The organism is Acetobacter lovaniensis, from assembly GCF_014207635.1.
Taxonomy (GTDB): Bacteria; Pseudomonadota; Alphaproteobacteria; order Acetobacterales; family Acetobacteraceae; genus Acetobacter; species Acetobacter lovaniensis.
This window is the reverse complement of record NZ_JACHIE010000002.1, coordinates 62,807-89,627: the sequence shown is the minus strand read 5'-3', so window position 1 is coordinate 89,627 and position 26,821 is coordinate 62,807. Positions and strand designations below refer to the sequence as shown.

Below are 26,821 nucleotides of genomic sequence, written 5' to 3'. Positions count from 1 at the left end.
AACGACAGTTTGATTTTGAGGGAACACCCGAATGAGCCACACGGATCTGGACCGTTTTTTTCATGCGCCGCTGACCCAGACGGATCCGGACGTTGCGTCCGCCATTGCCGCAGAGCTGACCCGCCAGCAGGATGGGATTGAGCTGATCGCCAGCGAAAACATGGCCTCCGAGGCTGTTTTGCAGGCGCAGGGCAGTGTGCTGACCAACAAATACGCCGAAGGCTACCCCGGCCGCCGCTACTACGGTGGCTGTGTGGAAGTGGACAAGGTGGAAACTCTGGCCATTGAACGCGCCAAAACCCTGTTTGGCGCAGCTTTTGCCAACGTGCAGCCGCATTCGGGTGCCAATGCCAATCAGGCCGCGTTCATGGCCATGGGCAAGCCGGGTGACACCGTTCTGGGCATGAGCCTTGCAGCGGGTGGGCACCTTACGCATGGTGCCGCTCCCAACTACTCGGGCAAATGGTTCAATGCCGTGCAGTATGGCGTACGCCAGCAGGACGGCATGCTGGACTATGACCAGATGGAAAGCCTTGCGCGCGAGCACAAGCCCTCCATTATTGTGGCTGGTGGGTCCGCTTACCCGCGGATTATCGACTTTGCCCGTTTCCGCCGCATCGCGGACGAAGTGGGTGCGCTGCTTATGGTGGATATGGCGCATTTTGCCGGTCTGGTTGCTGCGGGCCTGTACCCCAACCCGCTGGAATATGCGGATATTGTAACCTCCACCACGCACAAGACCCTGCGCGGCCCGCGTGGCGGCCTGATCCTGACCAACAGCGAAGCACTGGCCAAAAAGATCAACTCCGCCGTATTCCCCGGCCTGCAGGGCGGCCCGCTCATGCATGTTATTGCCGGTAAGGCCGTAGCTTTTGGCGAAGCCCTGCGTCCTGAGTTCAAGGAATACCAGAAAGCCGTACAGAAGAACGCCGCAGTGCTGGCCGAAGTGCTGGTGGAACGCGGGTTTGATATTGTGACGGGTGGCACGGATTCCCACCTGCTGCTCGTTGACCTGCGGCCCAAAAAAGTGACCGGCAAGGCAGCGGAACAGGCTCTGGAACGTGCGGGCATTACAGCCAACAAAAACGCCATTCCGTTTGATCCGGAAAAACCCGCCATTACCTCTGGCGTGCGTCTGGGCAGCCCTGCCGCCACGGCGCGCGGCTTCCGCGAGGCAGAGTTCCGTCAGGTTGGTGAAATGATCGACGAAGTGCTGACCGCCCTTGCTGCCTCGGGTGGTGAGGGTGATACCGTGGTGGAAAACGCCGTGCATGAACGGGTTAAGGCCCTGTGCGCGCGCTTCCCCATTTATACGCGCTAATCCGCGTTTAAACCGGTTCTGCCTTAAAAGGCGCGGGAGGTTTCTCCCGCGCCTTTTTTGCGTGTAGGGGCAGGCTCACTCGTTCCGGACTTTCGGCACGTCCGGCCTGCGCTGCCCAATGTGCTTATGGCAATAACTCCACGGATCAGATGCCCAGTACCGCCACCTCGGGCCTGTGCGACTGTGCCTGATGCTCAGGCCATGCTGGCCGGATCTGATTTTTTAAAAAATGCGCGCCAGCCGGACCGCCGTATGTCCCCGGCGGGGGCGCAGGTTGGGTATGACCAGCATGCAGTTATCGTAAGGGGTGCGGATTTCGTCCATGCCATCTACGGCAATCAGGGTGTGGGCGTGTTCAATAATATCTCCGCCCGCATAGCGGCGCAGGAAGGCAAAGCCTGCGGTATGGGCTTCCACACAATCGGTCACCACGGCATTGATCCCGCCTTGGTGTGGGGTGGTGGGTAAAGGCGGCCCCATGCCATGCTGGGCCAGAAACGCGCGGGCCATGTTCAGGCTGTGCTGGGCAGCGCTGCGGGTCCAGTGTTGCCCGGCTTCAAGCAGGCAGGCCCGTGCTGTGCCCGAGGGTGTGGAAAAACGCTCGTAATCAATCAGGCGTGGCCCGGTGGGGTGGCCCTGATCCAGCACAACCTGCGGGGGGCTTGCCTGCTGGCAGGCCAGAGTGCTGGCCATGCGTAGGTTGCGTTCCGCCATGCTGGTCAGCAGCAGGGGGGCGGAAGGCCATGTCATGGTGTGCAGGTCAAGCAGGACGTCCACCGTGTCAATCACGGGTACAAGCTCGCGCACACGCTGCATTTCCAGGGATGTGTGCGCGGAGTGGATGAGTTTGGGCGCCCACAGCCTGTTCATGTCCTCCTCAATATAGCGGAAGCGGGAGGGGTAGCGGGGGTCGAACGCTGCGTACGCATCCGGGTTAAGAAAAATCAGGCTCAGCCGCCCCCGTGTGGGGGTGGGGGGTGTTGCCAGCAGGTGGGTAAGGGCCATGGCCCCGGCATATTCGTTGCCATGCATCAGGGCCGTTATGGCAATGTGGGGGCCGGGTCTGTGGCTTTCAAAATGATGGACCCCCCTTATGCCGCAGTTCCCCGGCACCCATGGCGTTATGTCCGGCAAGGGGTCCTGCGGTGAGGCATGGGGGAGGGGTGGCGGGGGAGATGGCAGAACTTCTGACAGGGTGCGAAAGCGGTAAGAGCTTTTACCCCCCCGTTTGCGCTTTGCGGCACAGCTCATGGCTGCCCCGGTGCTTTGCAACGGAGTGTTGTCCCCAAAGACCGGCATAATGGGTGAGGGAGAAAAAAACTGCACCACATGGCCTGAGTATGGTTCGGGTTGCGTGTGGCTGCAATCCCCTCCCTGCAAGCTGGTGTGGAATGGTTGCGGGCATGAGGGACATGCCCGGGTTGTAGCGGCGGGTGTGGTTTATGCGCCTTTGGTTTTTGGGCGGGGCTTGCCTGCTCCTGCGCGCGGGCCAGACGGTGTTGCTGGTGGGAGTGCCTGCTCCGTGCTGAGCACGCGGAGTTTGACATGCGCGCCAACTTCCACCTGCCGCAGGCGTTTGCGTTCCGCCCCCGAACACAGGGTGAGCGCGGAGCCCTTCTGCCCCGCGCGGCCTGTGCGGCCAATGCGGTGCAGGTAGGTTTCGGGCTGTTCGGGCACATCGTAGTTAATGACCTGCGTGACCGAGGCAATATCCAGCCCGCGGGCGGCGACATCGGTCGCGACCAGAATAAACAGGCGGCCAGAGCCAAAGCTGGCTACCGTGCTTGTGCGTTTGTCCTGTGTCAGGTCCCCGTGCAGGGGGGCTACGGCCAGACGTGCTTTTTTGAGTGTGGCGGCCAGTACATCCGCCTCCGCCTTGGTGCGGACAAACACGATGCTGCGTGTTTTGGGGCTGCGACCAAAAAACGTCTTGAGGAAGGCCGCCTTCTGCTCGTCTTCCAGAAACAGCACACCCTGACGGATGGCAGGGCGCTCCTCGGGTGGTTTTTCAACACTCAGTTCCAGCGGCTTGTGCACAATGCTGGCCAGCATGGCCTTGCAGGCCGCAGGCATGGTGGCGGAAAAAGCCAGTGTCTGGCGCGGTGTGGGCAGGTAGTTGAGGATGGTGCGGGTTTCCTCCTCAAACTCGTGGGTGAACAGGCGGTCGCACTCGTCCATCACAAGCTGGAAGCAGTCCGTAAGGTCGCATGTGCCCGTGCCAATAAAGTCCAGCAGACGCCCCGGTGTTGCAATGAGAATACGGCTCATGCCGCCAGTCTGGATGAGTTCTGCGGCCTGCTCATCCCGGTCCGCGCCGCCATACAGGCAGATAATGGGTGGGGTGTGGGTTCTGGTGTTCGCCTGCTTTGTGTCCCCTTCCCCCAGACAGGCGCGAAAGACCCTGGCGGTCTGCAACACAAGTTCACGCGTGGGCACCATAACCAGCAATGTGCGGGGTTTGCGGGCCTTGAGCAGCCTGTGCAGCATGGGCAGCGCATAAGCCGCCGTTTTGCCGGTGCCGGTCGGGGCGGTGGCCAGAATGTCCCGCCCTTCCAGTGCCGCGGGAATGGCCGCCAGCTGGATGGGGGTCGGATGTGTCATTCCCGCCTGCTGTGCATGGGCGCAAAGGGCTGGGGACAGACCTGTATCCTTGAAGCTAGCGGACATACTGTTGCCTTTCTTGTGGTCTGTAATGCGTACAAGGTGCCTTGCTTTTAAAGACAAACCGATAGCAAGGACAAAGCGGACCATGCAGGGCGCGTGGTTGCAGAGGCCGATGTGTAGCGGAGGAATGCGCGTTATGGCGAGCGCAATGTATGCAGGTGCGCAAACTGGTTCAGACCCGGTAGGGGATTTGCCCCGAGCGGTCCCCCGTGCTTTTGTGGTGGGGGAGAATTTTGCCGGTATGCGTTCGCAGGCATTGGGGCTTGCCCACCGTGCCGGATGGGACGGTACGTTCCAGCCTGTATGCCCCAGCCGTGTGGCGCGTGTAGCTCTGGCTGGCCCGCGGTGGCTTGGCCGGACATGCCTGCGCGGAAGCAGCGGGCAGATACTGGAATCCCACAAGGACCTGCTGCGCTCGGATGTGGTGATCAGCATTGGCGGCAAGGGTGGCGCCATTGGCGCGGCCCTGCGCGCGCGCCACCGCCCGGTGGTGCAGATTCAGAATCCCCGGCAGTCGCTCACCCGCTTTGACCTGATTCTGGCCTGCCGACATGATGATATTTCTGGCCCCAATGTTCTGCTGGGCCGCACCGCGCTGCATGGCCTTACCCCCGAGGAGCTTGCAAACGCCCGGCAGGAGTGGGCGCCACGGCTTGCCCATTTGCCCCGCCCGCTGGTAGCGGCCCTTGTTGGTGGCTCCAACGGGCGCTTCCAGTTGGGTGAGGCAGAGGCCCGCAGACTGGCCCATGTGCTGGTGCAGACCCGCAAGGATGAAGGCGGCAGTCTGATTGTGACCGCCTCACGCCGGACAGACCCGCAGGCACTGGCTGCGCTGAAGGAAATTATAGAACCCGCAGGCGGCTTTGTATGGGATGGGGAGGGGGATAACCCCTATATCGGGCTGATCGCCTGTGCCGATAGCCTGCTTGTAACCATAGACAGCGTTTCCATGATGTCCGAATCCGTGGCAGGGCGTGCGCCTGTTACGGTTTTTCCGCTGCCCGGCAAATCCCGTCGGATCATTGAGTTTGTTGAAGAACTCGAACTGGCCGGGCGCGTGCGTGTGCTGGGTGAGAGTGCCATCCGCCTGCCCACGCCATGGAACGTGACCCCACTGGACGACGCAACAGAACTGGTGGAGGAAATGCACAGCAGGCTCGGGTTCTAGCCCGCCCATAGTGTATGGAAGGGCAGAGGCCGCATGTTTGTGTGGCTTCCGGTCCGGCGGGTTCTGGTGGGACTGTCTCAGGCTACTGGGGTGGTAAAGGTTCGGGAGTGTCCGGGCTGTGTGCGGGCCAGATCAGAGACGCCAGCACCGTAGCCATAACTGCCAGCACGCATAACCCCATAGCGGCAACAGGCAGTCCAAACGCAGCCCCCACGCGTCCGGCAAGCGGGTAAGCCAGCAACCAGCATAGATGAGAGAGCGAAAACTGGGCCGCGAACAGTGCGGGCCTGTCCTCCGCCGTGCCGGAGCGGCGGAGCAGGCGGCCAGAAGGTGTTTGTGCAACGGAATACCCAACGCCCAGCACGGCCCAGAGTGGCAGCAACCAGCCATAGCTGGGCACGCCTATGGCCAGAGCAGCCCCCACACACAGCACACTGGCCCCACCCAGCATGACCGTACGATCCGCCCTGTGTGCCAGTACGCGGGGCAGACCAAGGGCTGCCAGCATGGAGCCAGCGCCAAAGCAGGCCAGTGCGAGCGCTGTTGCGCTCTGCCCCAGCCCGAATGTGCCCTGCACATAAACAACCGTGTTGACCAGCACGATGGAGGCCGCGGCGGCCACGGCCATGTTAATACACAGCAGGCCCCGCAGGCGTGGAGTGGCAAGGTAGAGGCGTATGCCACGGGTTGTGCGTTCGTACACGCTCCGGTGCGGTGCGGTGCTGGGGGCGGGCAGGCGAACTGACACAACAAGAGCGGCAGAACCCAGAAAGCCCAGTGCAGTCCCCACGAACAGGGCGTGGAAGGACACGACACTCAACAGGGCCGCGGCCAGTAATGGGCTGAGTACGCTCTCCATGTCATACGCAATGCGGGAGAGGGAGAGCGCATCGGTATAATCCTGCTCGTCGGGCAGAATATCGGGGATGGTCGCCTGAAAAGTCGGTGTAAATGCGGCAGAAGCCGCCTGGAGGACAAAGATCAGAACGTAAATCTGCCAGACCGTGTTCACAAACGGCAGGCAGATGGCCACACCACAGCGTACAAGGTCCAGCAGAACCAGTGCCGTGCGGCGCGGCAGGTAACCTGCAAAAGCTGCGGCAAGGGGGGCAAGGCCCACGTAAGCCAGCATTTTTATGGCCAGTGCGGTGCCCAGCACAGCTCCGGCATGCCCCCCCGCCACGCGGAAGGCCAGCAGCCCCAGTGCTACCGTGGCAAGGCCGGTGCCGGTCAGGGCAACAAGCTGTGCCCCAAACAGGTGGCGGTAGGTGCGGTGGCGCAAAACATGCAGCATGCGCTTACAGGTATTTGGTCAGGGCGGCAAAAGCCTGCAAGGCGTCCTCACGGCTGATCTCGCCTGCGGCAATGGCGTCTATAATGCAGTGCTCAAGGTGGTCCTGCACCAGTATGCGCTTGGATTTGCGGATCGTGCTTTCCACGGCCTCAAGCTGTTGCGCAAGGTCGGAGCAGCTTCGACCTTCGTCGAGCATGGCAATAACTTTGGCCAGATGCCCGTGGGCCTGTTGCAGTTGCCGCCGGATAAGGGGGTGAGAGTGATGAACCATACATCACCCTACCCTAGGGGGGAGGGGTAGGCAACGTACAAACACGCATACCCTCACGAGAGCCACATCCTTGCAGTAGGTGCAGGGGGCATGGAGAAGGAAAAAATTGACTTCTAAAGGATGGAAGTGCTGCTCGCTTCACTCATGGGACAAGCGGGGGGCGAACTGACCCTAGATCCAGATACTGCCCAGTAGCAGAATGGTGCCGACAATCAGCGCAGCCACATGCCGCATGACGTGCTCGGGTGTGTCCTGTGGCAGGGTCAGGTAGAAGTTGAAGCAGTACAGCACCAGCCCCACGCCCAGTACAATGCTGAGTGCGCGGGCTATGGGGTAGGTTGAAATATCCCTTGGGTCAAACTGCATGGTGCTGCCTTACTTTTCTACAGGCGCTCAGCGGCTGGTGTTACGGGTTATGCGCTTACAAAGGCGGATGCGGGGTAGCCCTGCATGAAAAGCGCGGTGCGAAGCGAGGTATGGTTAATCTGGGCCGCTACGGCCTGACGCACAATCGGCTTGGCAAAAAAGGCAATGCCCAGTCCTGCGGCGCGCAGCATGGGCAGGTCGTTTGCGCCATCGCCAATGGCCAGAGTGGCCTCGGGGGCTAGCTTGTGGCGCGTGCTGAGTTGTTCCAGCAGGTCCAGTTTGGTTTGCGCGCCCAGAATGGGCAGGCCGGGGGCACCACTCAGGTGGCCGGTCTCATCGGTTAGCAGGGTGTTGGCGTGGTTTTCCTCAAACCCGCAAAGGGCGGCCACGCGGGAGGTAAAAAAGGTAAACCCGCCCGATACCAGCGCCGTGTAGGCGCCATGCGCACGCATGGTGCGCACCATTTCCACCGCGCCGGGGTTCAGGCGCACATCCTGCCATGCTTTTTCCAGCAGGCTTTGGGGCAGGCCTTTCAGCAGGGCCACGCGTTCGCGCAGGGAGGTGGCAAAATCCAGCTCGCCATTCATGGAGCGGGTGGTAATGGCGGCAACCTTGTCCCCAATACCGGCAAGGCTTGCCAGATCATCGAGTGTTTCGTTGGCGACAATGGTGCTGTCCATGTCCGAGACCAGCAGCTTCTTGCGGCGGCCTTCCGCGGGGCTCAGCACCACGTCCACCCTGTTGCCAAGATGTGTGTGCAACTGGGCCAGCACGTCTGGCGTGCAGGCCGGGCAGGGAATATCCACTGCCTCCCCGGGGGAGAGGATAACGGTTTCACCCTGGGCACGGATAATATCACGCGCGAGGGAGATTGTGGCGGTATCGAGTGTTGTTGCCTCACGGGGGGCAACAAGGGTCAGAACAAGGCTCGTCATGGCACTTGGGTGTGTGGCAGGAATACGGACATGAAGCAAGCAGAACACCCATGCCCCAGCTCGGCAACCCGCTACACGCAAAGCCATCCCCCGGCCCTTGTGCTGGCAGGACCGACCTGTTCGGGCAAATCCGCTCTGGCGCTCAGGCTGGCCCAGCAGTTGGGGGGCGTGGTCATTAACGCGGATTCCATGCAGGTTTATAAAGACCTGCGTGTGCTGACCGCCCGCCCGGATGTGGCGGAAGAGCAGCGCGTGCCCCACCGGCTGTATGGTGTGCTGCCCGCAGCCCATAAAGGAAGCGTGGCGTGGTGGCGCGAGCAGGCTCTGGCCGCCATGCAGCAGGCGTGGCACGCGGGGCAGATGCCCATACTATGCGGGGGTACGGGCATGTATCTGCGCGCCCTGACCGATGGACTGGCCCAGATTCCACAAAGCCCCCCCGCCGTGCAGCAGGCGGCCCGTGCGCTGGTGGCGGAGGAAGGGGCCCCCGCCGTGCATGCGCGGCTTATGGTGGTGGACCCGCAAACGGCATCACGCCTCAAGCCCGTGGATTCGCAGCGTGTGGCCCGTGCGTGGGAGGTATGGCAGGCCACGGGCCATGGGCTGGACTGGTGGCTGGCCCAGCCCGGCCTGCCGCCCGCTCCGGCCCGTTTTGTGGCCGTGCGTCTGGACCCGTCCCGTGTGGAACTGCGTGCTCGCATACAGGCCCGGTTTGCCGCCATGCTGGAGCAGGGCGGCGTGGAGGAGGTGCGCGCCCTGTTACAACAGAATCTGGACCCGGACCTGCCCGTCATGCGCGCCCATGGTGTGCCCGAACTGGCCGCCATGCTGCTGGGGGAGATCACACAGGCCGAAGCCGCAAGCCGCGCTGTTGCCGCCACAGGGCGCTACACCAAGCGGCAGGCCACATGGTTTGCCCACCACCCGCTTACGGCGGAAGGGCTGACCTGTATGGTTAATGCCTGTTTTCCCGATTTTGAGCAATTTTCGGAAAGAAAGTACGATGAAATTGTTTCCTTTATTCTAAAGGGGATTGACGCACCCAATATCGGGTCCTAAACAGGCGACCTGCTCCCAATTTCGGGAAGAGAGGACGCTATGACACGCACAACGGGTTCGACCACACTGGACGCTCAGACAACCACCACCCTGCCGGGTGCGGAAGTTCTTCTGCGCGCATTGGTCGAACAGGGTGTGGAGGTTATTTTTGGCTACCCCGGTGGCGCCGTCCTTCCTATTTATGATGCCCTGTTCAAGCAGAATCACATCCGTCATATTCTGGTGCGCCACGAGCAGGCCGCCGTGCATGCGGCAGAGGCCTATGCCCGCTCCACCGGCAAGGTGGGTGTGGTGCTGGTTACCAGTGGTCCGGGGGCGACCAACGCCGTAACCGGCCTTCTGGACGCCATGATGGATTCCATTCCGCTGGTCTGCCTGTCCGGGCAGGTGCCCACCCCCCTGATTGGCAATGACGCTTTTCAGGAAGCGGATACAACGGGCATTACCCGCCCGGTTACCAAATATAATTATCTGGTGCGCAGGCCCGAAGATCTGGCTCCTGCGGTGCATGAAGCCTTTGCCATTGCCCGTTCCGGCCGCCCCGGCCCGGTGCTGATTGACCTGCCCAAGAACATTACGGTGGGCGATGCCCCTTACGTGGAGGCCCACGCCGTAACCCCGCGCACCACCCGCATGGGCTCCCAGCCAGACCGTGCGGCCATTGCCCGCGCGGTGGCGGCCATGAAGGCAGGCAAACGCCCGCTGTTTTACACGGGTGGTGGGGTTATCAATTCCGGCCCGCAGGCCAGTGCCGCTTTGCGTCGGCTGGTGGATCTGACGGGTTTTCCCGTAACATCCACGCTCATGGGGCTGGGGGCGTTCCCCGGTACGGACCAGCGATTCCTTGGCATGCTGGGCATGCACGGGACGTACGAGGCCAATCTGGCAACCTATGACTGCGATGTGCTGATAGCCCTTGGCAGCCGGTTTGATGACCGGGTAACCGGGCGGCTGGATGCGTTCTCCCCCAGTTCGTTTAAAATCCATGTTGATATTGATCCCTCCCAGATCAACAAGATCGTGCATGTCGACGAAGGCATTGTGGGGGATGTCGGGCAGATTATCGACCTGATGATCGAAGAGTGGGAAAAACAGCCCGCCTACGCCCATAAGTCTGATCTGGCTGCCTGGTGGGCACAGATTGAAAGCTGGCGCGCGCTGGACTGCCTGCGCTTTGGGCAGAACAAGGCCCCCGATGCCGTGATCAAGCCGCAGCAGGCCATCCAGCGGATTTACGAACTGGCACGCCAGACCGGGCGGGATACGTACGTTTCCACCGAAGTCGGGCAGCACCAGATGTGGGCTGCGCAGTTCTTCCGCTTTGATGCTCCCAACCACTGGCTGACATCGGGCGGGCTTGGCACCATGGGCTATGGCCTGCCAGCCGCCGTTGGCGCGCAGATTGCCCACCCCGATGCGCTGGTCATGGATATTGCGGGGGAAGCCTCAACTCTGATGAACATTCAGGAACTGGGGACCATCGCGCAGTACCGCCTGCCGGTTAAGATTTTCATCATCAACAACCACTACATGGGCATGGTCCGCCAGTGGCAGGAACTGCTGCACGGTTCGCGCTATTCGGAAAGCTATTCCGATGCCCTGCCGGACTTTGTAAAGCTGGCGGAAAGTTTCCATGCCACCGGCCTGCGCGCCACCCGGCTGGATGAGCTGGATGCCACCATCCAGAAGGCGCTGGAGCATAATGGCCCCGTGCTGGTGGATATCTGCGTGGCGGAGGGGGAAAACTGCTTCCCCATGATTCCATCTGGTGCTGCCCATAACCAGATGATCCTTGGCCCGGAGCAGGAAGCAGGCAGTGCCACGATCAGCAAGGAAGGGCAGATGCTGGTCTGATTGGCCAGTTCTGTTCTTTCGGGTTCCGTCTTGTCCCTTCTGCCTTGATTGTGAGAAACATGAGTATGCAGGTCGAAGTTTCCGGTTCCGCTGTTATTTCCCTTCTGGTGGATAACGAGAGCGGGGCTCTTGCCCGTATTGTGGAGCTGTTCTCGGGCCGTGGCTACAACATCCAGAGCCTGACCGTGGCTCCGGTGGATGAGCACAGCCAGACCTCCCGTGTGAACATTGTGACCACGGGCACGCAGTCTTCCATCTGGCAGGTCAAAACGCAGCTTGAGCGGCTTGTGCCCGTCTCGCGCGTGGTCAACCTTACGGCGGAAGGGCCTTATGTTGCGCGGGAAATGGCTCTGGTCAAAGTGGTGTCCTCTGGCGAACCACGGACCGAAGCCCTACGCATTGCACAGGCTTTTCGGGCACGGGCGGTCGATACAACCGCCAGTTCCTTTGTGTTTGAACTGACCGGCTCCACAGACAAGCTGGACAGTTTTATTGAGCTGATGCGCCCGCTCGGGCTGGTTGAGGTGTCCCGCACCGGGGTTGCCTCCATTTGCCGCGGGCCGCAGACAATTCAGAACTTCTGAAGTATAGACAGGTGCAACGCCGGGGACTGACCCCCGGCAACAGGGAGAAAAGTATAATGGCTATGCGCGTGTATTATGATCGTGACGCCGACGTTAACCTGATCAAGTCCAAAAAGGTGGCCGTTATCGGTTACGGCAGCCAGGGCCATGCCCATGCCAACAACCTGAAGGACAGCGGTGTTTCCGACGTTGTGATCGGCCTGCGTGAAGGCTCCACGGCAGCGGAAAAAGCCCGCAATGCTGGCTTTACGGTTATGACGCCCGACAAGGCCGCCGCCTGGGCAGACGTTGTTATGGTGCTGACCCCCGATGAAGGTCAGGGCGCACTGTACACCGAATCTCTGGAAAAGAACCTCAAGCCGGGTGCAGCACTTGCCTTTGCTCATGGTCTGTCCATCCACTTCCGCCTGATCGAAGCCCGCCCTGACCTGGACGTGTTCCTGATCGCACCCAAAGGCCCCGGCCACACCGTGCGTTCCGAATACCAGCGTGGCGGCGGCGTGCCCTGCCTGGTGGCCATTGCACAGGACAAGTCCGGCAAGGCTCTGGACATCGCCCTGTCCTACGCCTCCGCTATTGGTGGTGGCCGTGCAGGCACGATCGAAACGTCCTTCAAGGAAGAAGTGGAAACCGATCTGTTCGGTGAGCAGGCCGTGCTCTGCGGTGGTCTGGTCGAGCTGATCCGCGCTGGCTTTGAAACGCTGGTCGAAGGCGGTTACGCCCCGGAAATGGCTTACTTTGAATGCCTGCACGAAATGAAGCTGATCGTGGACCTGATCTACGAAGGCGGCATTGCCAACATGAACTACTCCATCTCCAACACTGCGGAATATGGTGAGTACGTGTCCGGCCCGCGTGTGATCACGGCGGAAAGCAAGAAGGCCATGAAGGACATCCTGACGGACATCCAGAACGGCACCTTCGTGCGTAACTTCGTGCTGGAAAACAAGTCCGGCAACGTGTTCTTCAAAGCCACCCGCGCTCGTAACGATGCCCACCAGATTGAAGCCGTTGGCGAAAAACTGCGTGGCATGATGCCCTGGATCGCCAAGTCCCGTCTGGTTGACAAAACCAAGAACTAAGACTGCGACCCATACGGCGTTTACGCTGTGCTTAAAGGCTCCCCCGCCAGATGGTGGGGGAGCCTTTTTTGTTTCTTGCACAGTGTATGGCCCCTCGGCCTGTAGGTTTGGCGTACGACCACACATCTGAGCCCATGATTGGCCCTTGCCGGAAAAAGTGATGAGCAGGCAGTGAACACCCGGCACAGGATATGCGTTGCCTTCAGTGTAAGGCGAACACGCGAAGGAGACCGTGGTGACACATGATTCAACCGTGAAAATACACACAACGGAATCCGGTATCCCGGTTTCGAGCGATGAGCATTCGCTCACTGTTGGTGCGGATGGCCCCATTGTTCTGCATGATCATTACCTGATCGAGCAGATGGCAGCTTTTAACCGCGAGATGATCCCCGACCGCCAGCCCCATGCCAAAGGGAGCGGCGCATTTGGTACGTTTGAAGTCACGCACGACATGAGCGCGTACACCTGTGCAAAGTTTTTGCAGCCGGGCGCTAGGACCGAGGTTGTAGCCCGGTTTTCAACCGTGGCGGGGGAGGCTGGCAGCCCCGATACATGGCGGGACCCACGCGGTTTTGCCCTGAAGTTTTATACGGATGAAGGCAACTTTGATATGGTCGGCAACAATACGCCGATCTTCTTTGTGCGTGATCCGCTCAAATTCCAGCATTTCATCCATTCCCAGAAGCGCCGGGTCGATAACGGCCTGCGTGATAACGACATGCAGTGGGATTTCTGGACCCTCAGCCCGGAAACCGCACATCAGGTTACCTGGCTTATGGGGGACCGGGGTATTCCGGCGTCATGGCGGCATATGGATGGTTTTTCCAGTCATACCTACATGTGGGTCAATGCGCGGGGGGAGCGGTTCTGGGTTAAATACCACTTCAAAACCGATCAGGGTATTCAATGCCTGACGCAGGAGCAGGCTGGTAAAATTGCCGGGCAGGACGCGGATTATCACCGCCGGGACCTGTACGCGGCAATCAGGCGTGGGGAGTATCCGAGCTGGACACTCAAAATGCAGATCATGCCGTATGAGGATGCTAGAACCTACCACATCAACCCGTTTGATCTGACCAAGGTCTGGCCGCATGAGGACTATCCGCTGATCGATGTCGGCAGGCTCACGCTTGACCGGAACCCAACGGATTTTCATTCCCAGATCGAACAGCTTGCGTTTGAACCGAACAATTTTGTACCCGGCACCGGCCTGTCACCTGACAAGATGTTGCTCGGCCGTGCTTTTGCTTATGCGGATGCCCACCGCGCACGTCTTGGCGTGAACTACAAGCAGATCCCGGTTAACGCACCGAGGTGCCCCGTTCATGGGTACACCAAAGGCGGCACAATGCGCATGAACCACGCGCACGACCCGGCTTATGTGCCCAACTCAAAAGGTGGGCCGGTGGCGGATGCGCAGCGTTTTCCCGATAACGCGGTCTGGGCGGCCGATGGGGCCTTTGTGCGGGAAGCCTACACCTTACGCGCCGATGATGATGATTTTGCGCAGGCCAATATCCTGATCAACCGCGTTATGGACGGTGCCGCGCGGGACAGGCTGGTGAGCAATATTGTCGGCCATGTTCTACAGGGTGTTGAAGAACCTGTGCTGTCACGGGTGTTTGAATACTGGACTAATATTGATGCCACCATAGGCCAGCGCGTGCGCGATGGCGTGGCTGCTGCACGGGACTAAACAACCAACCTCGTGCGCGCGGTAACCGGGGCAGGCATGGCAGCATTATGCCATGCCTGCCTATAAAAATGGCCGTATTATTCAGGCTGTTTTTTGGGATGCGGCGCGTGCAGCCTGTTTTTCTTCCTCAGTCCAGACCTTGCGTTCACGCTTGACCTGCGGTTTGACCTGTTTGACTGGCCCACCACCCAGCACGGGGGCGCGCATGGTGGAGTTCCGGGCGTCTTCTGAGTGCCATTCATGCTCGGTATGGACGCTCAGGGTCTGCCCGATCTCACGTTCCACATCATGGAGCCATGCGCGCTGTTCGGCATCGCACAGGGTTACGGCAATGCCACGCCGCCCCGCACGCCCGGTGCGGCCTATGCGGTGGACGTAACTTTCGGGCAGGCTTGGCAGGTCATGGTTAAAAACATGCGTGACTGTATCTACGTCAATCCCGCGGGCTGCAATATCCGTTGCAACCAGAACCTGCACCGTGCCCTCACGGAACGCATTGAGTGCGCGCTCCCGCTGCCCCTGTGAGCGGTTGCCGTGCAGGGCTTCCGCCGTAATCCCGGCATCGGTCAGAAAAGAGCAGACTTCGTTGGCAATGTTTTTCTGCAAGGTAAAAACAACCGCCTGACCAATATCAGGTTCCTGCAACTGTGCGAGCAGGGCTGTTTTTTTGTCGGCGGCGTTCACAAACATGACCGACTGTTCAATCCGGTCCACGGTGGTAGAGGGGGGAGCAATTTCCACCTTGGCCGGGTCGCGCAGGAGGTTTTCCACCAGTGCGGCAATGGATTTTGGCATGGTGGCGGAAAACAGCACGGTATGCCGGTCTTTGGGCAGGGTTGCCACAATCCGCTCTATCGGTTTTGCAAAGCCCATATCGAGCATCTGGTCGGCTTCGTCCAGCACTAGGGCTTCAAGCTGCGACAGGTCGCAAAGCCCCTGCTCGATCAGGTCCAGCAGGCGTCCGGGGGCGGCAACAAGAATATCCACACCGTCCCTGAGCGCGTTGACCTGATGCATCTGGCTTACGCCGCCAAATACCGTTGTGACGCTAAAGGGCAGGTGGCGGCCAAAGTTTTCAAAACCATCGGCAATCTGGGATACAAGCTCACGCGTGGGTGCCAGAACCAGAATACGCGCCCCCCCTTTGGGGGCCGGGCGCGGGTTTGTGGCAAGGCGGTGCAGGAGTGGCAGCGCAAAAGAGGCTGTTTTGCCCGTGCCTGTTTGCGCCAGACCCAGCAGGTCACGGCCTTCAAGCAGCAGAGGAATGGACTGGGCCTGAATGGGGGTGGGGCTTACGTAACCTGCCTCGGCCAGAGCAAGGAGCAGCGGCTCCATCAGGGAAAGGTCGGCAAAAGTCATGGACATGGGAAAGCGGCGCCTCCGGCGCTCAGTAAAGCTGCGCCTGATGGGGCATCGCGGGATGAAAACTGACGCTTTTTACGGAGGATGTCTGGCCGGGTCAATATAGCGTGAAGGGAATGTTTTGCTCACACGCCAAAGCTGCTTTTGCCGTGGTGTGCTGCGGCGTCTCAACATCATGGCGGTCGTGTGGGGGAGGCGGTCTTTTTGCAGAATGCCCTATTTTACCATTTTGCGGATAACGCCCATGAGTTCCTCCAGTGCTTCCTCCCCGCCGTTTTCAGCAATGGCGGTGCGCACGCAGCCTTTGGCGTGGGATGTCAGGATTTGCACCCCCACGCCATCCAGCGCGGACTTAACGGCGGAAAGCTGGGTCAGAATATCCACGCAGTAGCGGTCATCCTGCACCATGTTCAGTATCCCCCCGACCTGTCCCTCAATCCGTTTAAGGCGGTTGATCAGGGCAGTCTTGTCCGGCTGGGTTACGTGCCGTTCCGTGCTGGCCGGGGTAGAGGAGGGGGTGCAGGCATGGCAACCGGGTTTGTCTGTGGACATGGGCTTCTACAGGCTGTTCTGAACAAAAGAGGCAGGGGCCGGAACGGGTGAGGAGCCTTTCAGGCCCCGCAGCCGTTCCGGAGTGTGGTCTTGTTCCCTGTGTAGAGTGTCTGCGCGCCGGACGCAAAAGGGTGTGTGCGGGTCAGGCGCTGGCAGGGGTTAGAACCATGTGCGCACGCCAAAGGTAAAGCGGATGTCCTCTGGCCCGTTATCGGCTGTGCCGTGCCAGTTGGGCCTGCGGTTTGCGGTGTTGCCGTAATGACCGGCATAGGTCACGGCAATATAGGGGGCTATTTTGCGCTTGAATTCGTAACGCAGGCGCAAACCCGCATCAATGTCGGAAAAACCCCGGCTGACGTCGCGCTGGGCATCGGTATGGGAATAGAAGTTGAACTCCGCCTGAGGTTGCAGGATCAGGCGGTTGGTAATCAGCAGGTCATAAGACCCTTCCAGCTTGCCCGCCACACCTTGGGCATTAAAATAGGCTGTGGCTGACACATCAAAAAAGTACAGGGCAAGCCCCTGAACCCCAACAGCCCCCCACGCACGGGTTGGGCCACTATCCAGATCCAGCCGCACACCGGCCTGTAGGTCAAAATAGGTGGAAATGGCGTGGTCATATAAAAATTCGTGGTCGCCATCACTCATATGGCGGTGCCCGTCTACCGTGCCTTCGGACTTGATCCAGAGTTTGTCATGGTCGGTGCCAAACCAGCTCTGCCCGGAATAGCGCAGCAGGCTGTCCCCCGCTGTGTAGCGGCCTTCAAACTGCTCCATCAGAACATGAAAATAAGTGCTGTGGTCCATGACCGGGGGTATGTTGTGCACATAATGCACGACCGGTGTTGCCGGTGGGGTCGACGGCCACTGGCTGCTGGGTGCCAGGGGGGGCAGACTCACGCGGAATGTACCGGGGGCCGGGGGCTGTGCGCTCACCCCGCTGGTGGCGGAAGTGGCGGATGGTGGCATGCTGGCAAGGGTGGCGGGTGTAAGTGGGGCTGCCGTGTGGGAGGGAGCAGCAGGGTGCGCCGGACCATGCGTGGTGGGCTGCGGGGCCGGGTGGGCTGGCATATCCATGCCCTCGCTCATGTCCATACCGGGCATATCCTCCATGCCTGCCATACCCGCCATGGCGGGTTGTGGGCTGGCGGCACGGGCGGGGCTGGCGTCTGGCAGGTTTATGCCAAGCAGCAGCAGGGCCGCGCAGGCGGCGGGGGTGTATCTGCTCATGACACCACCACTGTGCGGAACATGCCAAGGTCCATATGGTAGAGCAGGTGGCAATGATAGGCCCACAATCCGGGCGTATCGGCCGAGACAAGGTAGCTGAGCTTGCTCCCCGGCTGCACGATAATGGTATGTTTGACCGGGTTGTAAGCGCCTTGCCCGTTTTCCAGCTCGCTCCAGAATCCGTGCAGGTGAATGGGGTGTTCCATCATGGTGTCATTGATCAGGGTAAAGCGGACACGTTCGCCCAGCCGCAGGGGAATCGGCTCTGCTTCGGAGAATTTTTTGCCGTCAAAGCCCCATATGTAGCGCTCCATGTTGCCGGTCAGGTGGAGCGTGATCTCCCGCGAGGGGGGGCGTGTGTCCGCCACCGGGTGCAGGGCGCGCAGCTCGGCGTAGGTGAGCACCCTGCGGCCATTATCGCGTAGTCCATCCCCCGGGTCAGCAAGCCGGTCGGTGGGCATGCGGGCAATGTTCTGGTTTTCAACATTCAGCGGGGGCGTGTGGGCGGCAAGCGGTCTGGGGGCGGACATATCCATGCCTTTCATGTCCATGCCCTGCATGGTGGAGGGCATGCCCATGTCCAGCATGGTGCGCACGGGGCGTGGGTCCATGGGGGGAATGGCGGCCCGCATACCCTGCACGGGGGCCAGCGTGCCGCGCGCAAAGCCCGTGCGGTCCTCCGTCTGGGCAAAAATGGTGTAGGCTCTGCTGTCCGTAGGCTGCACGATGCAGTCGTAGGTTTCGGCCACACCAATGCGGAACTCATCAACCCGTACGGGTTCTATGTCGTTGCCATCGGCCTGCACCACATCCATTTGCAGGCCGGGAATGCGGATGTCGTAAAAGGTCATGGAAGAGGCGTTGATAAAGCGCAGCCTGACCCGCTCGTTCGGGCGGAACAGCCCGGTCCAGTTGGTATCGGGCGTGCAGCCGTTCATCAGGTAGGTGTAAATAATCCCGGTTACGTCTGAAATATCGGTGGCGGACATGTTCATGCCTGCCCATTGCAGGCGGTTTTTTATGGCGGCCCCCAGACCATCCCGCTTGGCGTCATGCACAAGGGAGACAGCCGTCCGCTGGCGGAAGTTGTAGTAGTCGTCCTGAAATTTCAGGTTATTCATAATGTCGTGCGGGGCCACGTCCGACCAGTCGGAGAGAAGAATAACGTAATCCCGCTCCCATGCTGTGGCCGGTGGGGTGCGGGGGTCTATGATAATGGCCCCATACAGCCCCCGCGCTTCCTGCATGTTGGAATGGCTGTGGTACCAGTAGGTTCCGCTCTGTTTGACGGGAAAACGGTACGTAAAGCTCTGCCCCGGCGCAATGCCGCCAAAGCTCAGGCCGGGTACGCCGTCCATATCGGCCGGGCAGCGTATGCCATGCCAGTGGATGGAGGTGTCCTCGGCCAGGTGGTTATGCACGTTCAGGGTTACTGTCTCCCCCTCGCGCCAGCGCAGGGTGGGGCCGGGCATGCTGCCGTTCATGGCCGGTATGGTCTGGGTTTTGCCCGCAATAGTGCAGCCCATCGGGCTTATGGTCAGGTCATAAACCTGCTGTGGGTTGGGGGGGATGATGGGGGCAGACAGGGTATCCGCCTGCGCATGGGGTGTGGCAGGCAGGGTGGCCATGGCGGCAAGCGCGCTGGCACCAGTTATAAACTGGCGGCGTGCAATGCCCCTGCCATGGCGGAGGGAGGAATTGGGCATGGTCTGGTCCATACTGCGCGCTCTGCACGGGGGCAGGGCGTCTGGCTGATCGGGCGGAGCTGTGGCTCCGGCGAATGTGTCAGGCCGTGTGCAGTCTGGGCGGGCGGAGCAGAGGGGCGGCCCTGCGGTCGGGCAGGGTAGGGGGTGTTGCAAAAAACGGACGAGCCCGGGTGTGCCACAACAGGCCACTGGGCAGCACACCAACCGCTGTATCAACAACAGACAGGGCATTTCCCGTCATGCAGCATGCGCCGTGGTGGTGCATGAGATGGTGTGTGGCGGCCGTGGTTGTGGGGCAGCTTATGGCTGCTTGTGTGTGGCTACTGTGCAGGGTGGGTACGCCCGCCACGCTGTGCCCGGCCATGTGCATGGCCGTATGGGCCATGGCGGGTTGTGCCGCCTGCGCGGGTGTATGCGCAGCCCAAAGCCCCAGAGTTGCGGCCAGCACAAGCAGGCAGCCCATCACCATCTGATGCAGGAAAGAACGACACGGCATCTTTTAAATATACCCCCAGGGGGCATATATGGCAAGAAGAATGGATGCGGTTCCAACCCGACCACCCCCTGTGCGTAAGCATGTTTGGCCCCGGTCTGTACGACCACGGGCGCGGAGCAACAAGAGCATGAGCCAGATTGTCAGTTTTCCCATAGAGGGCATGAGCTGCGCCAGCTGTGCCACCCGGCTGGAAAAAGTGCTTAACCGCCAGCAGGGCTTGCAGGCATCGGTCAATTTTGCCACGGCAAGGGCGCAGGTCACGCTGGAGGACCCCACCACCCAGTTGCCACAGGTGCTTGCTGCCGTGCGCAGCGCGGGCTTTGCGCCCCAGACGACCAGTGTGGATCTGGCCCTGACCGGGCTGACCTGTGCTTCCTGCGTAAGCCGGGTGGAAAAAGTGCTTAATGCCCTGCCGTCTGTTCAGGCATCGGTCAATCTGGCGACCGAGCGTGCTCATGTCAGTTTTGTGCCCGGTGTGGTGGATACCGCGGCCCTGATCGCGCGGGTGGAAAAAGCGGGTTACGGTGCAACCCTGTACAGCCAGCAGGACCCGGATGCGCAGGCAGCGCAGCACAAGGCCGCGTTGCGGGATGAATGGCGCAATTTTGTGCTTGCTGCAGTGCTGAGCCTACCTTTTGTGGGGCAGATGCTGGGCATGCTGGCAGGGCTGCACACAGCCATGCTGCCCTTGTGGGCGCAATGTGTACTGGCCGCCATTGTGCAGGTCTGGTGTGGGCGCTCCCTGTATGGTGGGGCCATGCATGCCTTGCGCAGTGGGGCTGCCAATATGGATGTGCTGGTGGTTATGGGCACGGGCATTGCCTTTGTGTTCAGTACCGTTGTCATGCTGTTTGGCCTTGACCAGCCTGTGTATTTTGAAACCAGCGCACTGGTCATGACCCTTGTTCTGCTTGGGCGGCTTCTGGAGGCCCGCGCCAAGGCCCGTGCCAGCGCAGGCATGCAAAGCCTGCTGCACCTGCAACCCCGCACGGCACAGGTGGAGCGCAATGGCCAGTGGGTGGAACAGCCGGTGGAACAGCTTGTGCCCGGTGACGTATTTATGGTTCGCCCCGGTGAGAGCGTTGCCGTGGACGGGCAGGTGCTTGATGGCCAGTCCGATCTGGATGAGGCCATGTTAACGGGGGAAAGTGCTCCCGTTGCCAAAACCGCAGGGGACCGCGTGTTTGCAGGTACGCTCAACCAGACCGGGGCATTGCGTGTGCAGGCCATCAAGGTTGGCGCGCAAACCGTGCTTTCGGGCATTGTGCGCATGGTGGAGCAGGCACAGGGCAGCAAGGCCAGCGTGCAGCGTCTGGCCGACCGCGTAGCGGCCGTATTTGTGCCTGCCGTGCTGGTTCTGGCCGTGCTGGCCCTTGGTCTTGGCTGGGTTATCACGCATGACTTCGGGGCCAGTCTGGTCAATGCCGTGTCCGTGCTGGTTATTGCCTGCCCGTGCTCTTTGGGGCTGGCAACGCCCACGGCCATTATGGTTGGCACGGGCCTTGGCGCACAGGCGGGTATTCTGTTCCGCAATGCGGATGCGCTGGAACAGGCCCGCAAGATGGACATTCTGGTTACGGACAAAACCGGCACGCTCACCATGGGACGGCCCGGTGTGGTGCAGGTGCAAAGTGCGCCGGGCGTGGCGGAACAGGCCATGCTGGGGCTGGCCTGTGCGCTGGAGCAGAGTTCCGAGCACCCGCTGGCCCGCGCCATTGTGGGCTATGCCACGGAGCGGGGTGCCCAGCCTGCGGCCCTGAGCGACTTTAAAGCCATACCGGGGCAGGGAGTGCAGGCCCGCGTGGATGGGCAGGATGTGCATATGGGCTCGCTGGCCTATATGCTCCAGCTTGGCTACCCGGTTGACCATGCCTTGACCGATAGCTGGCAGGCACGGGGGCAGAGCATTGTTGCGCTGGCCCGTGCCGGTGCGGTGGCCGCCTATTTTGGACTGGCTGATCAGGTGCGGCCGGAAGCCCAGCTTGCTATTGCCGCCCTGCGGAGCGAGGGCCTGCGGGTTGTCATGCTCAGCGGGGATAACGCGCGTGCAGCGCAGGCTGTAGCCCGGCAGGTGGGTATTGATGAAGTCGTGGCCGATGTGCTGCCAGATGGCAAGGCCGCCCAGATTGCGCGGTTGCGGGCCGATGGCCAGCATTGCGTAGGCATGGTGGGGGACGGCATTAACGATGCGCCCGCCCTTGCGCTGGCCGATGTCAGCTTTGCTATTGGTGCTGGGGCCGATATTGCGCTCGAAACAGCCGATGTCGTGCTTGTGCGTAGCCAGTTGACGGCACTGGTGGATGCGCTCTCGCTGTCCCGCGCAACGGTTTTCAAAATCCGGCAAAACCTGTTTTTTGCCTTTATTTACAACATACTGGGCCTGCCATTGGCGGCCTTTGGGCTGCTGGACCCGGTCTTTGCCGGGGCGGCCATGGCCATGAGTTCCGTCTCGGTGGTCAGTAACTCCCTGCTGCTCAATCGCTGGAAGCCGCGCAAGGTCTGGTCCGCGTAATCTGCCCGTAGTCCATGCCCACTCCCCTGTGCCCGGCGGTTCAGGCAGGCAGGGTGGGGGTTGTGCTGCCCAGCAGCAGGCTGCTGGTATGGGGCCGCCATTCACCCGTGTTTTCGTCTCGTCCCTGTAGGTAAAGCCTGCGGGGCGTGCCAGCCGGGGCGGGCTGCGCGGCCTCGCGCAGGAAGACCTCCATATCCTCGGACTGTTTGCGGTTGATCAGGCAGCATAGCGGTGTATCGGGGAAAGATTTGAGCAGGTTGGCCGTGCTGCTTTCCCCCGCAAAGATCATCAGGGGGGGCTGTTTGCGTTTCTGTTCAAAATGGAGGCGGATCAACTCGGTTTTTCCAACCCCTGCGGGGAATGGGTAGTGGGAGACCTCGGTGGGTTCCATAACGCCCTTGCGCTCGACCAGCCGCGCGCCAAACACATGCTCGTGCCGCAGGTTGTAGCCGTATTCGGCCGAGGTGGCGAACAGGGCAATCAGGTCCTCCAGCGCGGAAGAGCAGATAATGGGGTCTATCCCGTGTTCCTGCAAAATCTGGAGCAGGTTGCCCATTTCGGGCGTTAGCCGCAGCATTTGCGTTATGTCTGCCTGCACAGGGCCAGCCTTGCCGGGGCGGGAGGCAGGGCAGACCCACCTCTGGTTGCTGATCGACGCCCCAAGGCACCATTCATTGGCGGCGCGGCTCAGGGTAATCACATCGGTCTGGGTTTGCCCCGCAACCAGCCGGATCAGCCATTGCTGTGCCGCATCGGGGCCGTGCAGGGCGGCCACCGCCTGATGGCAGAACGCCATACGTGCCCTGAAGGCCAGCATGGCGGGGTTGTCCTGTAATTCCTCACGCGCAATGGGGTGGGGCATGTGCCCGTAGCGGGCGGCCAGTGCGCTGTAATCCTCTACGATATCGCTCACAAGGTCGGGAAAAGTAACCGGTTGCCCGGCCATGTTTGCAAAGGGTGCAGGCAGGGGCTGGCTGGATGCGTGTACGTGGATCAGGCTGCGGAACTTCTGGGCGGGCAGTAGAAAGCAGAAGTGTTCCAGCATGAACAGGAACAATGTCTGCTGCACATCACCCACTATGGCGGTGTTGTTCCAGTCCATCACCACATAAGGGGGAGCGTTGCCACTATAGGTGTCGGAATAATGGCCATGCGCGTTAATGAGTGCCTGAATGGCCTCCCGGAGCGGGGGGTGCCACTTTAACTCCTCCAGTTCGGGCGGAGGGCGGTCCATCAGGTCGGGTATGCTGGTTGCCCGTCCGGCTGCGGGGGCGGCCAGAAGCGCGGTCAGGCCCAAACCGAATGTACGGCGGTGCAGAACAGGGCGCATACAGATTCCAGACTGACAGATAAAGCGGTGCAGCCCCCTATTGAAAGGCGGGAACACGCACGGTCAAGTCATGTTACGCGCAATGGACAAAAAGACACGGGCCGGAAGATGTTCAGCCAGCCCCGCTACAGGGCAGCACACAGCCCCGGCAGCCTATACCGGGGCCATATGGCGTTGCCATTGGTTTAGACTTGAGAAGGCAGCAGGCGGCCCAGCGCGCGTTTGCGGCCGATAAGGGGGAGCAGGTCGCGCAGTTCAGGCCCGTGTTCTTCCCCCGTCAGGGCAACACGCAGGGGGTGGAACAGGCTTTTACCGCTGCGGCCTGTTTTGTCCTTGATCGCGGCTGTCCACGCCTTCCATGTTTCCACATCCCACGGTTCGGGCGGGAGCAGGGCTGCGGCATCCTGCAGGAACGCTTCGTCCTCTTCCTGCACGGGGGGGATAATGTCCCCTTCCACAACGTTCAGCCACAGTCTGGCTTCCGAAAGCAGGTCGATATTGCTGCGAATAGCCAGCCAGAAGGCTTCCGTAGCCCCTTTGGGCAGTTTGTCGGCCACGGTGGCAAAGGGAATCTGGGCAAGGTAACGGTGGTTCATGGCCAGAAGCTGGCGCGTGTCAAACCGTGCAGCCGAGCGCGAGATATGTGACAGGTCATAGCTCTGGGCCAGCGCATCAAACGGCATAAGTGCCGGGTCGTCCGAACTGCCAAGGCGTGCGAGGTAGGAGATCAGGGCTTCCGCCTCCACCCCGTCCTGACGCAGGGTGCGCAGGGAGCAGGCATCAAACCGTTTGGAAAGCTTGCCGCCGTTTTCATCCAGCAGCAGGGGCAGGTGGGCAAAGCGGAAGTGGTCGGGGCGCGCGCCCAGAGCTTCGGCTATGTCAATCTGCACACCGGTATTGGTAACGTGGTCTTCCCCACGGATAATGTGGCTGATCCCTGTTTCCAGGTCATCCACAACCGAGGCCAGCGTGTACAGCACCGTGCCGTCGGTACGGACCAGAACCGGGTCGGAGACGGATGGCAGCTTGACCTGACATTCCCCCATAACAAGGTCGCGCCAGCGCACAATGCGGCCAGAAAGTTTGAAGCGCCAGTAAGGCACCTTGCCATTGGCCTCGGCCTGTGCGCGCTGCTGCTCGGTCATTCTGAGCATGGCGCGGTCATACACGGGGGCACGATGCTGGCGGATCTGGGTTTCGCGCTTTGCGGCCAGTTCCTGCTCGCTTTCAAAGCAGGGGTACAGGTGGCCGGATGCCTTGAGTTTTTCAATGGCGGCAGCGTAGCGGTCCAGCCGCTCGGTCTGGCGGAAGGTCTCGTCCCACGTAATGCCCATCCATTCCAGATCCTGCTGGATGGCGCCTACCAGTTCCTCGCGCGAGCGACCGGTATCCGTATCATCAATACGCAGTTGGAATTTGCCCTTGTTGCGGCGGGCAAACAGGGCGTTGGCAAGGGCAAGGCGGGCATTGCCCACATGGAGAAGGCCCGTAGGGCTGGGCGCAAAGCGGAGTTTCATAACAGAGGCTTATGCCGTGAATGGGCTGGAAAGACCAGCACGAAGGAAACATAAAACAGGGGCAGGGGTGGCATGCCGGGTAGAGGGCTACCTGCCGCTGCCGCCTGTGGGCGGGAATTAGTGCAGGTTGTGCAGGCCGGGGTCGAACGTGTCCGTATCGTCCTCTTCCATTCTCCCGTCCTCATCATCTTCAAGCAGGATGTCTTCACCGTCCACCAGTCGGCGTGGGTCCAGCATGCGCCAGTCACGCTCCATGGGGGTTGCCGGGGTCGCGGTAAAGTCATCCAGTTCGTTGGCGGAGCGCCAGCCATCGTCTTCTGCATCTATAACCACGGCGTCCTCACCAAAGCTGGTCCATGTGTCCAGCACGTCCTTGGCGGAAGCACCGGGCGTGCGGCAGCGTTCCACACTGTCACGCACATAGGCGCGGGCAAAGGCGTTGGCGTGGGCAAGGTCATGAAAAACGCCAACCTCCTCCACAATATTGTCTTCGGCACCGCCGGACAGGTCCAGAATACGGACTTTCCAGCCCTGCTCCTGAGGGGCTTCGGTTTCGCTCATGAGGTTTTCCTAGCTGTCTTTTTTGTTGCGGGCGGAGGCAAACAGGAATTCGCGCCCGATTTTAACCCGCTCAACACCGTTGTACGAAATAATATCGGCTGTGGCGTACGTTTCGTTCCATATTTCGGGAATGAACGAGCCTGTGCCAACAACGTCTATGGGGGCATGCGCATCGGCCATACAGGCGCATTTGGTGACCCCAAAGCCCGATGAGGCAATAATCCGCACCTGTGTGAACCCCGCCTCGTCCAGTGCTTCACGCATTTTCCAGATGGATGCGGCGGAAACGCCTGTGCCAATCAGGTAGCGCAGCTCACGGTCCGAGCGGTAGCGGCGCAGGGCCTCGGGGGCGTGGCGGTTGACCACGGTATAGGATTCCTGCGGGTTCAGCCCTTCCATAAACCGCCCGCCATGCGTATCCAGCCGCACGGCAAGGCGGCCTGCTTTGGCCAGTTCCTCAAACCGGCGGCATACGGCCAATGCGTCGGTTATTTCCTGCCCAAAATAGTCCACCAGCACCACAAGGTCGGAATCGGGGAATGTCTCGTGGAACATTTCCGCCGCCCGTACGGTGGAACCCGCATACCCAATAAGCGCGTGGGGCATGGTGCCTGCGCCCTGTGTGGTGCCAAAAAAGGCGGAAACGGCATCATTGGCTGTGCCAACAAAACCTACCGCTCCGTCCTGCTGGGCCGCCCGTCCGCCAACGGAGGCGGCATAGGCCATAAGCTCCTGCATTTCATACCCCGCGCAATGCCGGGCATCCATGGCCAGAAAGCGGGTTTGTGGCAGAGAGAGCGCCATCTGGTAAGCCCGCAGGGCGGCAACGCAGGAACTTCCCAGCTTCTGGAGCAGAAGTGTTTCCAAATCCGCCAGATGCAGGAACGAGCCGGTCACATAGACCAGCGGCTCCCCCGCCCCAACCCATTCGCCCTCGGGGTGGAGCAGGTCCACGGTGTAGTGGCTACCGCGCTCGGCCATGATGTTCTTCAGCCATTCCAGCATAATGCCGGGGGCGGAAATAACAGGGCAGCGCAGGAAAAAGGCGTAAGTGACCTCACAATCCCCGAAGTGGCTGACAATCTGACAGGTGCGGTTGAAGTAGGAATCCGTGCGTGCCCGGATTTCTGCATCTGTCAGGGCGGTTGTGGCCTGTGCCGTGGTAATACCGGGAGCCGTTACGCCAGAGGGGGACTGCGTCATTACTGAAATGCTCTTTTCTGCCAAACACTGCACAGATGATGGGTGTGATGGAGGG

The 26,821-nt window shown here is 60.8% G+C and carries 23 protein-coding genes; 8 read left to right on the top strand and 15 right to left on the bottom strand.

Features of this window, described 5'->3' with window-relative positions; genetic code table 11:
• The first annotated feature begins 31 nt into the window (after window positions 1-31).
• Complete coding sequence (gene glyA, locus HNR55_RS03645) at window positions 32-1,321, top strand: serine hydroxymethyltransferase (protein ID WP_166111529.1); 1,290 nt, start codon at window positions 32-34, stop codon at window positions 1,319-1,321.
• A 222-nt stretch (window positions 1,322-1,543) separates the two neighbouring features.
• Here the strand turns inward: glyA and HNR55_RS03640 are convergent, their stop codons facing one another.
• Both HNR55_RS03640 and HNR55_RS03635 read right to left on the bottom strand, forming a co-directional pair.
• On the bottom strand, window positions 1,544-2,572 hold the full coding sequence (locus HNR55_RS03640) for a M14 family metallopeptidase (RefSeq protein WP_166111526.1): 1,029 nt from the start codon (window positions 2,570-2,572) through the stop codon (window positions 1,544-1,546).
• 189 nt (window positions 2,573-2,761) lie between these two features.
• Window positions 2,762-3,922 (bottom strand): DEAD/DEAH box helicase, encoded by a 1,161-nt coding sequence (locus HNR55_RS03635; RefSeq protein WP_253545115.1) that lies wholly within the window; start codon window positions 3,920-3,922, stop codon window positions 2,762-2,764.
• Between the two features lie 199 nt (window positions 3,923-4,121).
• Between HNR55_RS03635 and HNR55_RS03630 the strand changes: the two genes are divergently transcribed.
• Window positions 4,122-5,153 (top strand): mitochondrial fission ELM1 family protein, encoded by a 1,032-nt coding sequence (locus HNR55_RS03630; RefSeq protein WP_166111520.1) that lies wholly within the window; start codon window positions 4,122-4,124, stop codon window positions 5,151-5,153.
• A gap of 82 nt (window positions 5,154-5,235) precedes the next feature.
• Here the strand turns inward: HNR55_RS03630 and HNR55_RS03625 are convergent, their stop codons facing one another.
• The 4 genes from HNR55_RS03625 to serB all read right to left on the bottom strand — a co-directional run bounded on the left by HNR55_RS03625 (window position 5,236) and on the right by serB (window position 8,019).
• Window positions 5,236-6,447, bottom strand: a complete 1,212-nt coding sequence (locus HNR55_RS03625) for an MFS transporter (protein WP_166111517.1) — start codon at window positions 6,445-6,447, stop codon at window positions 5,236-5,238.
• A 4-nt stretch (window positions 6,448-6,451) separates the two neighbouring features.
• Window positions 6,452-6,718, bottom strand: coding sequence for a metal-sensing transcriptional repressor (locus HNR55_RS03620; protein WP_166111514.1), 267 nt, complete (start codon window positions 6,716-6,718; stop codon window positions 6,452-6,454).
• A gap of 171 nt (window positions 6,719-6,889) precedes the next feature.
• Window positions 6,890-7,084 (bottom strand): hypothetical protein, encoded by a 195-nt coding sequence (locus tag HNR55_RS03615; RefSeq protein ID WP_166111511.1) that lies wholly within the window; start codon window positions 7,082-7,084, stop codon window positions 6,890-6,892.
• 47 nt (window positions 7,085-7,131) lie between these two features.
• Complete coding sequence (gene serB, locus HNR55_RS03610; protein WP_166111509.1) at window positions 7,132-8,019, bottom strand: phosphoserine phosphatase SerB; 888 nt, start codon at window positions 8,017-8,019, stop codon at window positions 7,132-7,134.
• A 30-nt stretch (window positions 8,020-8,049) separates the two neighbouring features.
• Between serB and miaA the strand changes: the two genes are divergently transcribed.
• The 5 genes from miaA (at window position 8,050) to HNR55_RS03585 (ending at window position 14,297) form a co-directional block, all read left to right on the top strand.
• Window positions 8,050-9,078 (top strand): tRNA (adenosine(37)-N6)-dimethylallyltransferase MiaA, encoded by a 1,029-nt coding sequence (gene miaA, locus HNR55_RS03605; RefSeq protein WP_166111506.1) that lies wholly within the window; start codon window positions 8,050-8,052, stop codon window positions 9,076-9,078.
• Window positions 9,079-9,117: 39 nt separating this feature from the next.
• The gene (gene ilvB, locus HNR55_RS03600; protein ID WP_166111502.1) at window positions 9,118-10,932 is read left to right on the top strand and encodes a biosynthetic-type acetolactate synthase large subunit; all 1,815 of its coding nucleotides are present in this window, start codon (window positions 9,118-9,120) and stop codon (window positions 10,930-10,932) included.
• Between the two features lie 65 nt (window positions 10,933-10,997).
• A complete protein-coding gene (gene ilvN, locus HNR55_RS03595) occupies window positions 10,998-11,516 on the top strand; it encodes an acetolactate synthase small subunit (RefSeq protein ID WP_166112078.1) in 519 nt (172 codons plus the stop codon).
• Window positions 11,517-11,578: 62 nt separating this feature from the next.
• On the top strand, window positions 11,579-12,598 hold the full coding sequence (gene ilvC / locus HNR55_RS03590) for a ketol-acid reductoisomerase (protein ID WP_166112075.1): 1,020 nt from the start codon (window positions 11,579-11,581) through the stop codon (window positions 12,596-12,598).
• A 235-nt stretch (window positions 12,599-12,833) separates the two neighbouring features.
• Window positions 12,834-14,297 carry a catalase gene (locus tag HNR55_RS03585; protein ID WP_166111499.1) on the top strand — a complete coding sequence of 488 codons (1,464 nt, stop codon included), beginning with the start codon at window positions 12,834-12,836 and terminating at the stop codon, window positions 14,295-14,297.
• Between the two features lie 81 nt (window positions 14,298-14,378).
• Here HNR55_RS03585 and HNR55_RS03580 read toward each other — a convergent pair whose 3' ends face one another.
• The 5 genes from HNR55_RS03580 to HNR55_RS03560 form a co-directional block, all read right to left on the bottom strand.
• Window positions 14,379-15,662 (bottom strand): DEAD/DEAH box helicase, encoded by a 1,284-nt coding sequence (locus HNR55_RS03580; RefSeq protein ID WP_166111496.1) that lies wholly within the window; start codon window positions 15,660-15,662, stop codon window positions 14,379-14,381.
• Window positions 15,663-15,875: 213 nt separating this feature from the next.
• Window positions 15,876-16,211, bottom strand: a complete 336-nt coding sequence (locus HNR55_RS03575; protein WP_166111493.1) for a metal-sensitive transcriptional regulator — start codon at window positions 16,209-16,211, stop codon at window positions 15,876-15,878.
• Window positions 16,212-16,370: 159 nt separating this feature from the next.
• Complete coding sequence (locus HNR55_RS03570; RefSeq protein WP_306309691.1) at window positions 16,371-17,342, bottom strand: copper resistance protein B; 972 nt, start codon at window positions 17,340-17,342, stop codon at window positions 16,371-16,373.
• A gap of 95 nt (window positions 17,343-17,437) precedes the next feature.
• Window positions 17,438-19,147 carry a copper resistance system multicopper oxidase gene (locus tag HNR55_RS03565; protein WP_166111488.1) on the bottom strand — a complete coding sequence of 570 codons (1,710 nt, stop codon included), beginning with the start codon at window positions 19,145-19,147 and terminating at the stop codon, window positions 17,438-17,440.
• Window positions 19,148-19,226: 79 nt separating this feature from the next.
• The gene (locus HNR55_RS03560) at window positions 19,227-19,643 is read right to left on the bottom strand and encodes a hypothetical protein (RefSeq protein ID WP_166111484.1); all 417 of its coding nucleotides are present in this window, start codon (window positions 19,641-19,643) and stop codon (window positions 19,227-19,229) included.
• 127 nt (window positions 19,644-19,770) lie between these two features.
• Here HNR55_RS03560 and HNR55_RS03555 point away from each other — a divergent pair, with 127 nt between their 5' ends.
• A complete protein-coding gene (locus tag HNR55_RS03555; protein ID WP_166111481.1) occupies window positions 19,771-22,155 on the top strand; it encodes a heavy metal translocating P-type ATPase in 2,385 nt (794 codons plus the stop codon).
• A 40-nt stretch (window positions 22,156-22,195) separates the two neighbouring features.
• Here HNR55_RS03555 and HNR55_RS03550 read toward each other — a convergent pair whose 3' ends face one another.
• The 4 genes from HNR55_RS03550 to HNR55_RS03535 all read right to left on the bottom strand — a co-directional run bounded on the left by HNR55_RS03550 (window position 22,196) and on the right by HNR55_RS03535 (window position 26,766).
• Window positions 22,196-23,485: a lipoprotein pyruvate-formate lyase gene (locus HNR55_RS03550; RefSeq protein ID WP_166111478.1), complete on the bottom strand. Its 1,290-nt coding sequence runs from the start codon at window positions 23,483-23,485 to the stop codon at window positions 22,196-22,198.
• A gap of 185 nt (window positions 23,486-23,670) precedes the next feature.
• Window positions 23,671-25,002, bottom strand: coding sequence for a glutamate--tRNA ligase (gene gltX / locus HNR55_RS03545; RefSeq protein ID WP_166111475.1), 1,332 nt, complete (start codon window positions 25,000-25,002; stop codon window positions 23,671-23,673).
• Window positions 25,003-25,119: 117 nt separating this feature from the next.
• The gene (locus HNR55_RS03540) at window positions 25,120-25,563 is read right to left on the bottom strand and encodes a hypothetical protein (RefSeq protein ID WP_166111472.1); all 444 of its coding nucleotides are present in this window, start codon (window positions 25,561-25,563) and stop codon (window positions 25,120-25,122) included.
• A gap of 9 nt (window positions 25,564-25,572) precedes the next feature.
• Window positions 25,573-26,766, bottom strand: coding sequence for a nicotinate phosphoribosyltransferase (locus HNR55_RS03535; protein ID WP_166111469.1), 1,194 nt, complete (start codon window positions 26,764-26,766; stop codon window positions 25,573-25,575).
• Window positions 26,767-26,821: the final 55 nt, after the last annotated feature.

What these genes read in the sequence shown, in the direction of transcription:
- glyA (WP_166111529.1), top strand. Translation starts at nt 32, where the DNA reads ATGAGCCACACGGATCTGGACCGTTTTTTTCATGCGCCGCTGACCCAG.
- HNR55_RS03640 (WP_166111526.1), bottom strand. Translation starts at nt 2,572, where the DNA reads ATGAGCTGTGCCGCAAAGCGCAAACGGGGGGGTAAAAGCTCTTACCGC.
- HNR55_RS03635 (WP_253545115.1), bottom strand. Translation starts at nt 3,922, where the DNA reads ATGACACATCCGACCCCCATCCAGCTGGCGGCCATTCCCGCGGCACTG.
- HNR55_RS03630 (WP_166111520.1), top strand. Translation starts at nt 4,122, where the DNA reads ATGGCGAGCGCAATGTATGCAGGTGCGCAAACTGGTTCAGACCCGGTA.
- HNR55_RS03625 (WP_166111517.1), bottom strand. Translation starts at nt 6,447, where the DNA reads ATGCTGCATGTTTTGCGCCACCGCACCTACCGCCACCTGTTTGGGGCA.
- HNR55_RS03620 (WP_166111514.1), bottom strand. Translation starts at nt 6,718, where the DNA reads ATGGTTCATCACTCTCACCCCCTTATCCGGCGGCAACTGCAACAGGCC.
- HNR55_RS03615 (WP_166111511.1), bottom strand. Translation starts at nt 7,084, where the DNA reads ATGCAGTTTGACCCAAGGGATATTTCAACCTACCCCATAGCCCGCGCA.
- serB (WP_166111509.1), bottom strand. Translation starts at nt 8,019, where the DNA reads ATGACGAGCCTTGTTCTGACCCTTGTTGCCCCCCGTGAGGCAACAACA.
- miaA (WP_166111506.1), top strand. Translation starts at nt 8,050, where the DNA reads ATGAAGCAAGCAGAACACCCATGCCCCAGCTCGGCAACCCGCTACACG.
- ilvB (WP_166111502.1), top strand. Translation starts at nt 9,118, where the DNA reads ATGACACGCACAACGGGTTCGACCACACTGGACGCTCAGACAACCACC.
- ilvN (WP_166112078.1), top strand. Translation starts at nt 10,998, where the DNA reads ATGCAGGTCGAAGTTTCCGGTTCCGCTGTTATTTCCCTTCTGGTGGAT.
- ilvC (WP_166112075.1), top strand. Translation starts at nt 11,579, where the DNA reads ATGCGCGTGTATTATGATCGTGACGCCGACGTTAACCTGATCAAGTCC.
- HNR55_RS03580 (WP_166111496.1), bottom strand. Translation starts at nt 15,662, where the DNA reads ATGTCCATGACTTTTGCCGACCTTTCCCTGATGGAGCCGCTGCTCCTT.
- HNR55_RS03575 (WP_166111493.1), bottom strand. Translation starts at nt 16,211, where the DNA reads ATGTCCACAGACAAACCCGGTTGCCATGCCTGCACCCCCTCCTCTACC.
- HNR55_RS03570 (WP_306309691.1), bottom strand. Translation starts at nt 17,342, where the DNA reads ATGGCGGGTATGGCAGGCATGGAGGATATGCCCGGTATGGACATGAGC.
- HNR55_RS03565 (WP_166111488.1), bottom strand. Translation starts at nt 19,147, where the DNA reads ATGCCCAATTCCTCCCTCCGCCATGGCAGGGGCATTGCACGCCGCCAG.
- HNR55_RS03560 (WP_166111484.1), bottom strand. Translation starts at nt 19,643, where the DNA reads ATGCCGTGTCGTTCTTTCCTGCATCAGATGGTGATGGGCTGCCTGCTT.
- HNR55_RS03555 (WP_166111481.1), top strand. Translation starts at nt 19,771, where the DNA reads ATGAGCCAGATTGTCAGTTTTCCCATAGAGGGCATGAGCTGCGCCAGC.
- HNR55_RS03550 (WP_166111478.1), bottom strand. Translation starts at nt 23,485, where the DNA reads ATGCGCCCTGTTCTGCACCGCCGTACATTCGGTTTGGGCCTGACCGCG.
- gltX (WP_166111475.1), bottom strand. Translation starts at nt 25,002, where the DNA reads ATGAAACTCCGCTTTGCGCCCAGCCCTACGGGCCTTCTCCATGTGGGC.
- HNR55_RS03540 (WP_166111472.1), bottom strand. Translation starts at nt 25,563, where the DNA reads ATGAGCGAAACCGAAGCCCCTCAGGAGCAGGGCTGGAAAGTCCGTATT.
- HNR55_RS03535 (WP_166111469.1), bottom strand. Translation starts at nt 26,766, where the DNA reads ATGACGCAGTCCCCCTCTGGCGTAACGGCTCCCGGTATTACCACGGCA.